Origin of the sequence: Burkholderia sp. LAS2, from assembly GCF_018417615.1 — a bacterium.
In the GTDB taxonomy this organism is placed as follows: domain Bacteria; phylum Pseudomonadota; class Gammaproteobacteria; order Burkholderiales; family Burkholderiaceae; genus Burkholderia; species Burkholderia sola.
On the sequence record NZ_CP071053.1, the window covers coordinates 266357 to 279704 of the forward strand.

Below are 13348 nucleotides of genomic sequence, written 5' to 3' on the forward strand. Positions count from 1 at the left end.
GCCGTGGCACACATCCCGACGTCGAAGACGATCCGCGGCTCGCGGCCACCTGCCCGGTTAAGCCCACCCGCTCCTTAAAACTTGTTTCATCTTTTTTGCGACCGGCTGTTAGTGGCCGCTCCGCAGAATGCGCTCATCGGTTGCGCCTCGGGTTTTTCCCGACGACGCGCACATCCGGCTCTTCTTCACGACGATATTGAACGGAGCAGCACCTCATGCTGAAAATTGTCCGGCTCGCGCTCGCCCGGCCCTATACGTTCGTCGTACTGGCGCTGCTGATCCTGATCGCGGGCCCGCTCGCGGCGGTCCGAACGCCGATCGACATCTTCCCGGACATCCGCATCCCGGTGATCAGCGTCGTCTGGAACTACGCGGGCCTGCAGCCGGACGACATGTCCGGACGCGTGATCACGTACTACGAGCGCACGCTCGGCACGACGGTCAACGATGTCCAGCATATCGAGTCGCAATCGTTCCGCGGCTACGGCATCGTGAAGATCTTCTTCCAGCCGACGGTCGATATCCGCACGGCGACCGCGCAGGTCACGTCGATCTCGCAGACCGTGCTCAAGCAGATGCCGCCCGGCACCACGCCGCCGCAGATCCTCAACTACAACGCGTCGACCGTGCCCGTGCTGCAGATCGCGCTGACCAGCAACACGCTCGACGAACAGAAGCTCGGCGATTACGCGGTCAACTTCATTCGACCGCAGTTGCTGTCGGTGCCGGGCGTTGCGATTCCGACGCCGTACGGCGGCAAGACACGTGAAGTGCAGATCGATCTCGACCCGCAGGCGCTGCAGTCGAAAGGGCTGTCGGCGCAGGACGTCGCGCACGCGCTCGCGCAGCAGAACCAGATCATCCCGGCCGGTACGCAGAAGATCGGCCGCTTCGAATACAACATCAAGCTCAACAACAGCCCGCTCTCGCTCGACGCGCTGAACGACCTGCCGATCAAGTCGGTCGACGGCACGACGATTTATGTCCGTGACGTCGCGCACGTGCGCGACGGCTTCCCGCCGCAGGGCAACATCGTGCGCGTGGACGGCCACCGCGCGGTGCTGATGAGCATCCTGAAGAACGGCTCGGCCTCGACGCTCGACATCATCGCCGGCGTGAAGGCGAAGCTGCCGCTGGTCGAACAGACGCTGCCGCCGGGCCTGAAGCTCGTCACGATGGGCGACCAGTCGACCTTCGTGAACGGCGCCGTCAGCGGCGTCGCGCGCGAAGGCATCATCGCCGCCGCGCTGACCTCGCTGATGATCCTGCTGTTCCTCGGCTCGTGGCGCTCGACGCTGATCATCGCCGCGTCGATCCCGCTGGCAGTGCTGTCGGCGATCGCGCTGCTCGCGGCCACCGGCGAAACGCTCAACGTGATGACGCTCGGCGGCCTCGCGCTCGCGGTCGGGATCCTGGTCGACGATGCGACCGTGACGATCGAGAACGTGAACTGGCACCTCGAACAGGGCAAGGACACGCGCACCGCGATCGTCGACGGCGCGAAACAGATCGTGATGCCGGCGCTCGTCTCGCTGCTGTGCATCTGCATCGTGTTCGTGCCGATGCTGATGCTCGACGGCATCTCGCGCTTCCTGTTCGTGCCGATGGCCAAGGCGGTGATCTTCTCGATGGGATCGTCGTTCGTGCTGTCGCGCACCTTCGTGCCGATGCTCGCGCAATACCTGCTCAAGCCGCACGCATCGGCCGGTCACGCGTCGGGCGAACTGGCCGCGGTCATGGATCCGCACGCGGGCCATGCCGGCGCGCACGACGTCCCGCCGTCGCGCAATCCGCTGGTGCGCTTCCAGCGTGCGTTCGAGCGCCGCTTCGAAGCCATGCGCGCGTCGTACCGAATCCTGCTCGGCCTCGCGCTCACGCGCCGCAAGCCGTTCGTCGTCGCCTTCCTCGGCATCGTGGCCGCGTCCTTCCTGCTCGCCCCGTCGCTCGGCCGCAATTTCTTCCCGACCATCGATTCCGGCGAGATCGCGCTACACGTGCGTGCGCCGGTCGGCACACGTGTCGAGGAAACCGCCGCCGAGCTCGACCGCATCGAGAACACGATTCGCGGCGTGATCCCGCCCGCGCAGTTGCGCGCAGTGATCGACAACATCGGCTTGCCGAACAGCGGGATCAACCTGACCTACAACAACAGCGGCACGCTCGGGCCGCAGGACGGCGACATCCTGATCTCGCTGTCGCACGATCACGCGCCGACCGCCGACTACGTGCACACGCTGCGCGAACGCCTGCCGCGCGCCTATCCGGGCACCACGTTCTCGTTCCTGCCCGCCGACATCGTCAGCCAGATCCTCAACTTCGGCGCGCCGGCGCCGGTCGACCTGCAGGTGGCCGGCCCGAACCAGCAGGCCAATCTCGCTTATGCGCGCGAGCTGTACCGCAAGCTGCGGCTGGTCGCCGGCGTCGCCGATCCGCGCATCCAGCAGGCCAGCACCTATCCGCAGTTCACGGTGACGGTCGATCGCACGCGCGCCGACCAGCTCGGCATCACCGAGCAGGACGTGACGAACTCGGTGGTCGCAACGCTGGCCGGCACCAGCCAGGTCGACCCGACCTACTGGCTCAACCCGCACAACGGCGTGTCCTATCCGATCGTCGCGCAAACGCCGCAGTACAGGATGACCACGCTGTCGGCGCTGCGGAACCTGCCGGTCACCGGCGCGAACGGCCAGTCCCAGTTGCTGGGCGGCCTGGCCACGATCACGCGCGGCGTCGGCAACGCAGTGGTGTCGCACTACAACATCGAACCGCTGTTCGACATCTACGCGACCACCCAGGGGCGCGACCTCGGTGCGGTCGCGGCCGACATCGACGACATCGTCAAAGCCACCGCGAAGGATCTGCCGAAGGGCTCGACCGTCACGCTGCGCGGCCAGGTGCAGACCATGAACGGCGCGTTCGCCGGCCTGCTGCTCGGCCTCGTGGGCGCGATCGTGCTGATCTACCTGCTGATCGTCGTGAACTTCCATTCGTGGGCCGACGCTTTCGTGATCGTCTCGGCGCTGCCGGCGGCGCTGGCCGGCATCGTCTGGATGCTGTTCACCACGCATACGCCGCTGTCGGTGCCGGCGCTGACCGGCGCGATCCTGTGCATGGGCGTGGCCACCGCCAACGCGATCCTCGTCGTCAGTTTCGCGCGCGAACGCCTGGCCGACACCGGCAACGCGCTGGCCGCCGCGCTCGAAGCCGGTTTCACGCGGTTCCGCCCGGTGCTGATGACCGCGCTCGCGATGATCATCGGCATGGCGCCGATGGCGCTCGGCCTCGGCGACGGCGGCGAGCAGAACGCACCGCTCGGCCGCGCGGTGATCGGCGGCCTTGCGTGCGCGACGATCGCGACGCTGTTCTTCGTTCCCGTCGTGTTCAGCCTCGTGCATCGGCGCGACGCGCCGAAGCACGACGCGTCCCGCGCTTCCTCCCTTTCCGCGTCCGGAGCCTCCCATGTCCACTGAGATCGATATCAAGTCGCCGAAACGGCTGCCCAACCTCAAGCTCGTCGCCACGCTCACCGCGCTGATCGCGGTCGGCATCGTGGCGACCGGCATCGTCGGCCGCGCGCACGCGAAACAGGAAATGACGACCTGGTCCGCCGAACAGGCGGTGCCGACCGTGGTCGCGTACACGCCGTCGGCCGGCGGCGACGGCGCGACGCTCGTGCTGCCCGGCCATCTGTCCGCATTCGAGAGCGCGCCGATCCACGCGCAGGTGTCGGGCTACCTGCATGCGTGGTACACCGATATCGGCGCGCACGTGAAGTCGGGGCAATTGCTCGGGCTGATCGATACGCCCGAACTCGACCAGCAATTGCAGCAGGCGCGTGCCGACCTGCAGAGCTCGCTCGCCAACGAGAAGCTGGCCGCGTCCACGGCCGCGCGCTGGACCAGAATGCTCGCGCAGGATTCGGTGTCGCAGCAGGAAACCGACGAGAAGACCAGCGACCTCGCGGCCAAGCAGGCGATCGTCGCCGCCAACGAAGCAAACGTGCGGCGCCTCGACGCGCTGGAGGCGTTCAAGCGCATCGTCGCGCCGTTCGACGGCGTCGTCACCGCGCGCAAGACCGACATCGGCCAGTTGATCTCGGCCGGCGGCGGTGCCGGCCCGGAGCTGTTTGCGGTGTCCGACGTCCACCGGATGCGCGTCTACGTGAGCGTGCCGCAGAACGAGGCCGCCGCGATCCGGCCCGGCATGACGGCCACGCTGACCGTGCCCGAGCATCCCGGCGAGACCTTCCGGGCGACGCTCGCCGATACCGACGACGCGATCGCCGATTCGACCGGCACGCTGCTCGTCCAGTTGATGGTCGACAACCGCGACGGCAAGCTGATCCCCGGCGAATACACCGAAGTGCATTTCGCGCTATCGGCCGGCAGCACCCACGTGCTGACGATTCCGGCCAGCTCGTTGATCTTCCGGCAGGCCGGCCTGCAGGTCGCCGTGGTCGGCAAGGACGATCGCGCGGTACTCAAGCCCGTGACGATCGCGACCGATCTCGGCACGCACGTGCAGATCGCGACCGGCCTCGCGCCGGACGATCGCGTGATCGACAATCCGCCCGATTCGCTGGCCGACGGCGACCCGGTCAGGCTCGCGGCGCCGGCCCCCACCGTTGCGTCTGCCACGCGCAACACGGAGCGTGCGCATGGCTAACCGGCTTCGGCTCTGCGCGATGCTCGCCGGCGTCGCGTTCCTCTGCGCGTGCTCGTTCGCGCCCGCCTATCACGCGCCGCAAACGGCGCTGCCGGCCAGCTTCAAGGAAGCGGGCGGCTGGCAGGCCGCGAAGCCGGCCGACCGCATCGCGCGCGACGGCTGGTGGACGGCGTTTCGCGACCCCGTGCTCGACCGGCTCGAGGCACGGGTGGCCGCGGCCAACCCCGACGTGGCCGCGGCCGTGGCGCGCCACGACGAAGCGGCCGCGCTGTTTGATCAGGCGCGCTCGGGGCTGTTCCCGACCATCGGCCTCGGCGCGCAGGTCTCGAGCAACCGCCAATCGGCCACGCGGCCGCTGCGCGGCTCGAACCAGCCGAACGTCTATGGCGACAACACCCTCGACGCCGGCTTCGACTACGACCTCGACTTGTGGGGGAAAGTCCGCAACGAAGTCGCGGCCGGGCGCGCCGACGCACGGGCCAGCGCCGACGATCTCGCGTCGGTCCAACTGAGCCTGCAGGCCAGCCTCGCCAGCGCGTACTTCAGCCTGCGCGGGCTCGATCAGCAGCAACGGTTGCTGACCGACACGATCGACACCTACCGGCGCGCGCTGCGCCTGACGATGAGCCGGCACGCGGGCGGCATCGCGTCCGATCTCGACGTGTCGCGCGCGCAGACGCAGCTCGATTCGGCCCGCGCGTCGGCCGAGGACATACGGGCGCGGCGCGCGCTCGACGAGCACGCGATCGCGACGCTCACGGGCGTACCGGCGTCGTCGTTCTCGCTGACGCCGAACCTGAACGCGGCGTACCTGCCGACGATCCCGGCCGGCATTCCCGCGACGCTGCTGCAGCGGCGACCCGACGTCGCGGCCGCCGAGCGGCGCATGGCCGCCGCCAACGCGAAGATCGGCGTGGTGCGCGCGGCGTTCTTCCCCGACGTCACGCTCGGGCTGGTCGGCGGCTACCAAAGCTCGGGCCTCGGCCACTGGCTCCGCGCGCCGAACGAGATCTGGTCGATCGGGCCCAGCCTCGCGCTGACGCTGTTCGACGGCGGCCGGCGCCAGGCGCTCACCGACCAGGCGCGCGCGCAGTTGGCCGAGAACGGCGCGAAATACCGCGCGGTGGTGCTCGACGCGTGCCAGCAGGTGGAAGACAACCTCGCACTCACGCATCACCTCGGCGACGAAGCCGATCGCGAGCAGGAAGCACTCGAGGCGGCCGAACGCACGTTGCAGTTGTCGATGTCGCGCTATCGGGACGGCGTCGTCAGCTATCTCGATGTGGTAACCGCGCAGACCACCGAACTCAATACGAAGGTTGCGATGCTGGCGCTGGACACGCGCCGGCAACTGGCGGCGGTGGGGTTGATCGCCGCGCTGGGCGGCGGGTGGTCGACCGATGAAGCCGCATCCGGTACGCAAGCACCGGCTGCGACGCCGGCCCGTGCAGCGAACTGATTCCCTTGCGACACGGACGAGGCGTGTCGTATTTCAAGGCACCCGTCGCGATGACGGGTGCCGTTTTTTACGTCTGCCCGACCGCGCGGAACGCTTCACGGCATGCCGGTTTGATGTCGCCGCGACTGCGCGCCGATGCATGAATTTCTTTTCACGTTGCGTATGCCGATCCGCTAATGTCCGCCGCCTATGCTTGTCCTCAACCCGTGCGCGACACCGACACGCCGCGCCGGTGGATGATCCCGTTCAATCATCATGAGGACTCCCGACATGAAAACCGCCAACATCGTCGCCACTGCCCTGCTCGCCGCAATCGGCACGCTGTCCGTTCCCGCGTTTGCACTGACCGGCAGCCGGCCGGTGCAGATCTCCCCGGCCGCCACCAAGGACGGCGTGCCAGGCACTCAGGCTGCCGGCCAATGGGTGCCGCCCTACGGCCAGCCGATTCATGAAAAGACGCGCGCCGAGGTCCATGCCGAGCTCGTGCACGCCGAACAGGACGGACAACTCAAGTACCTGAACTCCACGCTCTATTCGCATTGATGCGCGCGACCGTGCCGCCGGGCGCGGTGCCCGGCTCACGCCGGCAGCGCCGCCAGCCGTCCACCGAATTGCTCAAACTTCATGAAACTTCGCCCGTTGCTCGCTCGTTGCGCCCGTATCGCACTCGTCGCGATGGCTGTCAGCGTCATGTTGTCCGGGTGCGCCTCCGCGCCGCCCGACGGCCCGGACGATTGTGTCGGCCCGCCCGACTTCTGCGTGCCGTTCTTCGGCTCGTAAACGAACATGACGGGCGCGCTGCCATCGGCAAGGCGCCCGTCATGTTCGTTGCTCGGCCGGAATCGCGCGTTCATGCGTCCGGCGGCGTCACCGGATAGCCGTAGCGGCTTGCGCTATCGATTCGAACGTCGGGCATCTCAGCCCTGGTGCGATTGCGTGCTCGATCTGTCCGCGCGATGCGACGCGAGATTGCGCTCGGCATCGATCGCACGATCTCCATGTTCGGCATTTGCGTGCGCGAGCGTCACATCGGCAATCGCGAGCCCGGTTCCCTGCACCTTCGCGAACGCCGGCAGCGACGAACACGCCAGCGCGATCAGTCCAGCCGTCATGACGGTCGATTTCATTGCATTACCCCCAGTGCGCACCGCGCGGTGCGCGGCATCGAATGATCCATCGCTCGACGATACGCCGCTGCGCCTGACCATCCGGGAACACAGGCATGAAGGATTCTTTAACTTTCAGTGCATGCGGCAGCCAATGCATGACCCGATGCGGATTTTCCTAAAACATGTTTCATCCTCGCGCTGCTGTTTGGATAGTCCGCTGTCCCTAATCTTCGTCTTGCGGCCGACGCAGGCATCCTGCCGTGCGGCCTCTATTCAACGCTATCCAGGAGCCGAAGATGAATCATCCCATCCGTTACCTCGTCTGCGCCGCCATGCTCGCATCGAGCGTCTCCGCGCATGCCGAGACGAAGCTCACGTCGGCGCAATGCCACGACTATCCGTTCGTGCACGCGAACGGCCCGATCTCCCACCGACAGCTCGTCAACGAACTGAACGAGTTGGAATCCGTCGGCTACGACCCGTCGTCCGGAGACGAGAGCAGCTATCCCGACGATATCGATTCGGCGCAGGCGCGCCTGATGCAGAAGTACCGGCGCGATTGTGCCGGGGTAGCCAATACCGTCGCGTCGAGCGGTAACTGAATTGTCCGCATGGGAACCATTCTCCGAGTTTGCGCGCGAGCCTTGTGACCGCGCGCGTTTTCTTGTGAAGTTGATAACCGATACGCCCCATCGATGCTTCACGACCGGCTCGCCAGTATCGCCTTTCGTCCGTCGACGGACTCGTACGTCATGGCGTCGTCGATCAGATCGAAGCTGAATTCCTGACCGACGCGCGTCCTGAACACGGGATCGCCGATCACGCTCTCGAGCGCATGCAGCGCAGCCACCAGCCTTTCATGCTCTCGCACCGTGCGGCTCTCGAAATTGCTGAAACGCTGCATCGACAGATCTTTCATCATGAAGAGCGGCGCCGACACGGGAAACGGAACGGGGCCAGCCATCGTGCCGTAGAAATATACGGACGAGCGCATCGGCAGACAGGTTGCCAGCTGGCCGGTCAGCGCACCGCCCACGCCATCGAATACGGCCGTCGTTCCAAGCTCCGATGACAGCTTTCCAAGTGTGTCGGTAAAGTCTTCATCGGCGCGCACGATATGCTCGACACCATCGCGTTGCAGAGCCTCTTGCGCAGCCTGGCTCCTCACCATGGAGATGACCGGCATATTTCTCTGACGAGCGAGGGCCGCGAGCGCCAGCCCGGTTGCCGAGTTCCCCGCCGTGGCAATCACGCCGCGATGCCCGGCCTCGGTAATCGTTTCGAGAAACGCATAGGCTGCGATCACGTTGACCAGCGACCCGCAATAGTCCCGTGCGCTGACGTGTTCGGGCAAGATCAGGCAACTCGTGTAAGGCACCTGCGCTTTTTCGCACCAAAACCCGAGGTTGTACGCGCTACGGTTCAGCGAGCGGTAGACAGCGACACGTCTCCCCATATAACGCTCTGGTACACCGGCACCCGTCGCCACTACCGTCCCGGCACCGGATGCGCCCCACACACCGTGCTGGCTCGCCGGCAGCGCTTTGCCATCGTCAGCACGCGCACGCAAAAATATCTTGTCGCCATGGTTGATTGCAGATGCCTCCATGTCGATCAGCACATGGCCTGCTTCCGGCCGGCTCGGCGGCCGGATATCACGAACTTCCAACGAGCGTTCAGCGGTAACGCAGATAGCTTTCATGACGCGTTTCTCCAGCGATAAACAGCGATGGCGGTAACTGCACAGGCCGTAACTTAAACAAGTAAGCCCGTTGCCGAAACGCAGCCTCCCGGCATACCATCGATTCCAATACAGAATGGATCGATACGAATACCCATGGATCGTCTGGATGCAATTCGCCTGTTTGTCCGACTAGTCGAATGCGGCAGTTTTTCCGCCGTAGGGCGAGAGGAAGGCATTGGACAACCAACCGTAAGCAAGCAGATTGCCGCGCTGGAGCAGTATCTCGGTGCTCAACTGGTGTTGCGAACGTCGCGTCAGGTGGTGATCACCGCGGCGGGCCAGGCGTTCTATGAATCGGCCAAGCCCTTGATGGAGGGCTTCGATTCGCTGGAGTCGTCGGTCGGGACGCGACAGCAATCTCCGCAAGGCTTGGTGAGATTGACGACCGCGCCTGCCTACGGCCGCCTGTGCGTGACGCCGCTCCTTCCCGGGTTCTTTCGGCAATATCCGCACGTTGCGCTCGAATTATCCGTATCCGAACGACAGGTCGACCTGGTCGGGGAAGGCGTGGATCTGGCAATCCGCCACGGGCCGCTGGTGGATTCCTCGCTGACAGCGAGAAAACTATCGGAAACGGAATCGCTGCTCGTGGCCAGTCCGGGCTATATCGCCGCTAAAGGCCGGCCTGCCCGGCTGGCCGATCTGGACGGACATACAGGCGTCGTCTTCGCTCGAAACCATGAGCGCCGCCCTTGGCGCTTCAAGGTCGGGCGGGAAACCGTTCATCGCGTTCCTCAGGGGTCTTTCTTTACGGGTGACGCAGAGCAGGTGCGCGCCGCGGTACTGCACGGGCTCGGCATTGCCCAGGCGCCACGATGGCTCTTCGGAGCGGAAATCGATACCGGGCAAATCGAAGTCCTCCTGCCCGAGTTTCAGCCGGAACGCATGGCGACCCATCTCGTCTATCCCGCCGGTCGACGCGTACCGACGCGAGTCAGGGTAGTGATCGATTACTTGATGTCGGCACTCGGAACCGCTTCTACCTGAACCGGGCTGGCCGATCGCGCGTAGCGGCTTGTCGCCATCCTACCTTTTCAAACTTCGATCCCAAGGCGGCTCATTGCCGCACGCTGCAGTCAGGTAGTCGACGAACCGTCGAACCTTGAGCGGGATGCGCCGAGCACTCGGGTAGACCGCCTGTATCGTCAACTCGGTTGCTCGGTAGCCTGGCAGTAGCGCGACGAGCTCGCCACGTCGCACATGCTCCCCGAAGACGAAAGTCGGGCCGTACGCGACGCCGGCGCCCGCCAACGCGGCAGACAGCAGCATCTGGGTATTGTTGGCAGCGATTCGACAGGGCCCTTCGATGACATGCGCGCGGTTCTTCGCATCGAATAATGTCCAATCCCCGGCCGAGACGGCCTCGCTGAAGACGAGCCGCCGTGCATGAAGCAGATCACTCGGCTTACGCGGCATTCCATGCCGCTCGATGTACGCGGGTGACGCGCATATGACCATTCGACATGGCGCGATGCGACTTGTAACGAGCGCGCTGTCCTGCAGCTTCCCAATTCGGATGGCGACGTCGATGCCGTCCTCCAGGAGATCGACATAGCGGTCGCCGAGCAGCACTTCCGCGTTGACCTCAGGGTGGTCCTCGAGATAGCGGGCCGTGACCTCGCCCAAGTGCATCGCACCGAACGTGACAGGCGCCGCAACGCGTAGAACGCCGCGCGCCGTGCGTTGCGAATCGTGTGCTTCCCGGTTGGCGTCTTCGAACGCTTCCAGGATTTGCTTGCTGCGAGCGTAGTACGTCTGGCCGATATCGGTCAGGCTCAAGCGCCGCGTGGTGCGTTGCAGAAGTCGCGCGTTCAGTTGAGCCTCGATCGCACTCACGTGCTTTCCGGCCATCGCCGGCGACAATCCAAAGCGCCGCGCGGCCGCGGCCAGACTGCCCTCTTCGACAGCAGCGACGAACACGCCAAGGCTGGTCAATCGGTCCATTTTCGCCCCCGCCTGATTCGATAACACCATTATCGACTGCCGCTATCCCGCGTGCAATTATCAAATTGCAGGCGCGACACTACGATTCATCCATCCAACCGAGAAGAGGCAGCGCAAATGGAAATCGAAGCGAATGGCACGCGAATCCACGTGACCCAAGCCGGCCAGGGCGACCCGGCCCTGGTGTTCCTGCATTACTACGGCGGCTCGTCGCGGACATGGCAACGCGTGACGGACCTGTTATCGAGCCGATATCGCACCGTCGCCACTGACCATCGGGGCTGGGGCAAGTCCGATGCGCCGGCGGATGGCTACGGTATCGCCGATCTCGCTGCCGACGCCGAGGGCGTCATCGAGACACTGGGTTTGCAACGCTACGTACTCGTCGGTCATTCGATGGGTGGCAAGGTCGCGCAGTTCATCGCGTCGCGACGGCCGAACGGGCTTCAAGGCCTTGTGCTGGTCGCGCCATCGCCACCATCGCCGATGCTGCTTTCCGCGGAAGAACGTGCGACGCTGACGGGCGCCTATCAATCGCGCGAGTCGGTCGAATTCGTTATCGACCACGTACTTACCGCCAAACCGCTCGACACCGCCTGCCGCGAAATGGTCATCGAGGATAGCCTGAAGGCTGGGCCGCAGGCTAAAGCTGCCTGGCCGGAGGTGGCGATGCGCGAAGATATCAGTGCGGCCGTAACTTCGATCGACGTACCGACGATCGTCCTCTCCGGGGAACTGGACCAGGTGGATCGCGTGGTCACATTGCGAACGGAACTGCTGCCGCGTATTCCGCAAGCGACCATGCATATTCTTCCTGGCGTCGGCCACTTGGCGCCGCTAGAGGCGCCGACCGAAGTTGCGCGACTCATCGAAGACTTCGTTGCTGCGGCAAAACCTGAATGGCGTGCCGCACCCACCGCACAATGAGCACCCGACGCCCACGGCGCGCATACTCACTCTTCGTGCGGAATTCCGTCGATCGGACATTCCGGCGTGCCGGGTGTTGCGCGCGTGAGCGCTTCGACACGGCGACGCGTGGCGTCGGGATCCGCAATCCAGTCGCGATAGAAGCCGAACGGACATTCGGCGACGCCATTCGCGCCATCGCCGGAATGGATCGTGCCGGTATAACCGCGATGCAGCAGCTTGTACAGATGGTTCTGCGACTGCATGTTGCGCCGCGCGTCGCGAATCATGCCCAGCGACAGCTCCGCATACTGCACGCCCATTTCCTCCTCGCCGCATTCGCCGAGCGTGCGCCCGTCAAACCCGACGATCGCCGAATGGCCGAAGTACGAATACACGCCGTCCCACCCCGTGGCGTTGGCCACGGCCACGTAGGTGTTGTTCATCCACGCCATCGCCTTCGCGACCATCACCTGCTGCTCTTTCGCCGGATACATATAGCCCTGGCAGCGCACGATCAGCTCCGCGCCATTCATCGCGCAGTCGCGCCAGATCTCCGGATAATTGCCGTCATCGCAGATGATCAGGCTGATCTTGAGGCCCTTCGGCCCATCCGTCACATAGGTGCGGTCGCCCGGATACCAGCCTTCGATCGGCGTCCACGGCATGATCTTCCGATACTTCTGCACGATCTCGCCGCGATTGTCGATCAGCACGAGCGTGTTGTACGGCACCTTGCGCGGATGTTCCTCGTGGCGCTCGCCCGTGATCGAGAACACGCCCCACACGTTGGCCTTGCGGCACGCCGCCGCGAAAATATCCGTCTCTTCGCCGGGAATCGCGGACGCCGTATCGAACATCTCCTGGCGGTCGTACATGATGCCGTGCGTGGAATACTCGGGAAACACCACGAGATCCATGCCCGGCAAACCCTGCTTCATGCCGACCACCATGTCGGCGATACGCCGCGCGTTGTCGAGCACCTCCGCCTTCGTGTGCAGACGCGGCATCTTGTAGTTGACCACTGCGACGCCCACACAGTCGCGGCTACTCGAAATATCACCCTGTCGCATGACGCTTCCTCCTCTAACACGTACACGTTGACGCCGCGCGCGATGGCCGCTGCTTCCGCGCATCGGCTCGCGCGCGGCACACCTTAGTGGCTGATCATCCACGGCCGTCCCGCCGGCCGCTTGAGGCCGTCCGACGCCGTGCCTGCGAGTTTCGACGCGCCGCCCGAGCAGCAACTGCAACCGGCGCGATGGCGTAGTGGCGGCCCGTCGCCGGACTGACGCGGCGCGTGCGCGGCACGTTCGTTGGTCGTGTGTGCGGCGCGGCGCGTACCTCCCATCAACGCCAGTGATGGCGCGCTGATGACGCGCCCGCCTTCGGCGCCGCAATCGGGACAGCGGCACGGTTTCTCGCGATCCGCGATGCGACGCATGACGGAGAACGGCCCGCAGCTCGCGCATTCGAAGTCGTAGATTGGCATGACGGCCTCCTATTCCTGCGTCATTTCAG

13 protein-coding genes are annotated in these 13348 nt (G+C 65.1%); 7 read left to right on the forward strand and 6 right to left on the reverse strand.

The genetic code is table 11. The features are described from left to right. The first annotated feature begins 215 nt into the window (after nt 1-215). The 4 genes from JYG37_RS21535 to JYG37_RS21550 all read left to right on the forward strand — a co-directional run bounded on the left by JYG37_RS21535 (nt 216) and on the right by JYG37_RS21550 (nt 6667). On the forward strand, nt 216-3470 hold the full coding sequence (locus JYG37_RS21535) for an efflux RND transporter permease subunit (RefSeq protein ID WP_213346358.1): 3255 nt from the start codon (nt 216-218) through the stop codon (nt 3468-3470). Then, nucleotides 3460-4665, forward strand: coding sequence for an efflux RND transporter periplasmic adaptor subunit (locus tag JYG37_RS21540; RefSeq protein WP_213346360.1), 1206 nt, complete (start codon nt 3460-3462; stop codon nt 4663-4665). Before JYG37_RS21535 ends, JYG37_RS21540 begins: the two co-directional genes overlap by 11 nt. Then, nucleotides 4658-6124 (forward strand): efflux transporter outer membrane subunit, encoded by a 1467-nt coding sequence (locus JYG37_RS21545; RefSeq protein ID WP_213346366.1) that lies wholly within the window; start codon nt 4658-4660, stop codon nt 6122-6124. The genes JYG37_RS21540 and JYG37_RS21545 overlap by 8 nt, the downstream gene beginning before the upstream one ends. A 270-nt stretch (nt 6125-6394) precedes the next feature. Next, complete coding sequence (locus JYG37_RS21550; RefSeq protein WP_050012851.1) at nt 6395-6667, forward strand: DUF4148 domain-containing protein; 273 nt, start codon at nt 6395-6397, stop codon at nt 6665-6667. Between the two features lie 35 nt (nt 6668-6702). Here JYG37_RS21550 and JYG37_RS21555 read toward each other — a convergent pair whose 3' ends face one another. Both JYG37_RS21555 and JYG37_RS21560 read right to left on the reverse strand, forming a co-directional pair. After that, nucleotides 6703-6978, reverse strand: coding sequence for a hypothetical protein (locus JYG37_RS21555; RefSeq protein ID WP_176015783.1), 276 nt, complete (start codon nt 6976-6978; stop codon nt 6703-6705). Between the two features lie 63 nt (nt 6979-7041). After that, nucleotides 7042-7236, reverse strand: coding sequence for a hypothetical protein (locus tag JYG37_RS21560; RefSeq protein WP_249746066.1), 195 nt, complete (start codon nt 7234-7236; stop codon nt 7042-7044). Between the two features lie 293 nt (nt 7237-7529). Here JYG37_RS21560 and JYG37_RS21565 point away from each other — a divergent pair, with 293 nt between their 5' ends. After that, on the forward strand, nt 7530-7835 hold the full coding sequence (locus tag JYG37_RS21565) for a DUF4148 domain-containing protein (RefSeq protein ID WP_089489465.1): 306 nt from the start codon (nt 7530-7532) through the stop codon (nt 7833-7835). Nucleotides 7836-7933: 98 nt separating this feature from the next. On the opposite strand, the gene JYG37_RS21570 is transcribed toward JYG37_RS21565, so the two are convergent. After that, nucleotides 7934-8935 (reverse strand): zinc-binding dehydrogenase, encoded by a 1002-nt coding sequence (locus tag JYG37_RS21570; RefSeq protein WP_124554989.1) that lies wholly within the window; start codon nt 8933-8935, stop codon nt 7934-7936. 135 nt (nt 8936-9070) lie between these two features. Here JYG37_RS21570 and JYG37_RS21575 point away from each other — a divergent pair, with 135 nt between their 5' ends. Beyond that, nucleotides 9071-9964 carry a LysR family transcriptional regulator gene (locus JYG37_RS21575; RefSeq protein WP_124554990.1) on the forward strand — a complete coding sequence of 298 codons (894 nt, stop codon included), beginning with the start codon at nt 9071-9073 and terminating at the stop codon, nt 9962-9964. Between the two features lie 39 nt (nt 9965-10003). Here JYG37_RS21575 and JYG37_RS21580 read toward each other — a convergent pair whose 3' ends face one another. Beyond that, a complete protein-coding gene (locus JYG37_RS21580; protein ID WP_124631053.1) occupies nt 10004-10921 on the reverse strand; it encodes a LysR family transcriptional regulator in 918 nt (305 codons plus the stop codon). A gap of 117 nt (nt 10922-11038) precedes the next feature. Between JYG37_RS21580 and JYG37_RS21585 the strand changes: the two genes are divergently transcribed. Next, complete coding sequence (locus JYG37_RS21585; protein ID WP_124631052.1) at nt 11039-11848, forward strand: alpha/beta fold hydrolase; 810 nt, start codon at nt 11039-11041, stop codon at nt 11846-11848. Nucleotides 11849-11874: 26 nt separating this feature from the next. On the opposite strand, the gene JYG37_RS21590 is transcribed toward JYG37_RS21585, so the two are convergent. Both JYG37_RS21590 and JYG37_RS21595 read right to left on the reverse strand, forming a co-directional pair. Beyond that, a complete protein-coding gene (locus JYG37_RS21590; protein WP_050012858.1) occupies nt 11875-12900 on the reverse strand; it encodes an aliphatic amidase in 1026 nt (341 codons plus the stop codon). An 83-nt stretch (nt 12901-12983) separates the two neighbouring features. Beyond that, nucleotides 12984-13319: an FmdB family zinc ribbon protein gene (locus JYG37_RS21595; protein WP_050012859.1), complete on the reverse strand. Its 336-nt coding sequence runs from the start codon at nt 13317-13319 to the stop codon at nt 12984-12986. Between the last annotated feature and the right edge of the window lie 29 nt (nt 13320-13348).

Coding starts and splice junctions, on each gene's coding strand:
- JYG37_RS21555 (WP_176015783.1), bottom strand. CDS start 6,978: ATGAACGCGCGATTCCGGCCGAGCAACGAACATGACGGGCGCCTTGCC.
- JYG37_RS21590 (WP_050012858.1), bottom strand. CDS start 12,900: ATGCGACAGGGTGATATTTCGAGTAGCCGCGACTGTGTGGGCGTCGCA.
- JYG37_RS21585 (WP_124631052.1), top strand. CDS start 11,039: ATGGAAATCGAAGCGAATGGCACGCGAATCCACGTGACCCAAGCCGGC.
- JYG37_RS21595 (WP_050012859.1), bottom strand. CDS start 13,319: ATGCCAATCTACGACTTCGAATGCGCGAGCTGCGGGCCGTTCTCCGTC.
- JYG37_RS21575 (WP_124554990.1), top strand. CDS start 9,071: ATGGATCGTCTGGATGCAATTCGCCTGTTTGTCCGACTAGTCGAATGC.
- JYG37_RS21540 (WP_213346360.1), top strand. CDS start 3,460: ATGTCCACTGAGATCGATATCAAGTCGCCGAAACGGCTGCCCAACCTC.
- JYG37_RS21535 (WP_213346358.1), top strand. CDS start 216: ATGCTGAAAATTGTCCGGCTCGCGCTCGCCCGGCCCTATACGTTCGTC.
- JYG37_RS21560 (WP_249746066.1), bottom strand. CDS start 7,236: ATGACGGCTGGACTGATCGCGCTGGCGTGTTCGTCGCTGCCGGCGTTC.
- JYG37_RS21570 (WP_124554989.1), bottom strand. CDS start 8,935: ATGAAAGCTATCTGCGTTACCGCTGAACGCTCGTTGGAAGTTCGTGAT.
- JYG37_RS21545 (WP_213346366.1), top strand. CDS start 4,658: ATGGCTAACCGGCTTCGGCTCTGCGCGATGCTCGCCGGCGTCGCGTTC.
- JYG37_RS21565 (WP_089489465.1), top strand. CDS start 7,530: ATGAATCATCCCATCCGTTACCTCGTCTGCGCCGCCATGCTCGCATCG.
- JYG37_RS21550 (WP_050012851.1), top strand. CDS start 6,395: ATGAAAACCGCCAACATCGTCGCCACTGCCCTGCTCGCCGCAATCGGC.
- JYG37_RS21580 (WP_124631053.1), bottom strand. CDS start 10,921: ATGGACCGATTGACCAGCCTTGGCGTGTTCGTCGCTGCTGTCGAAGAG.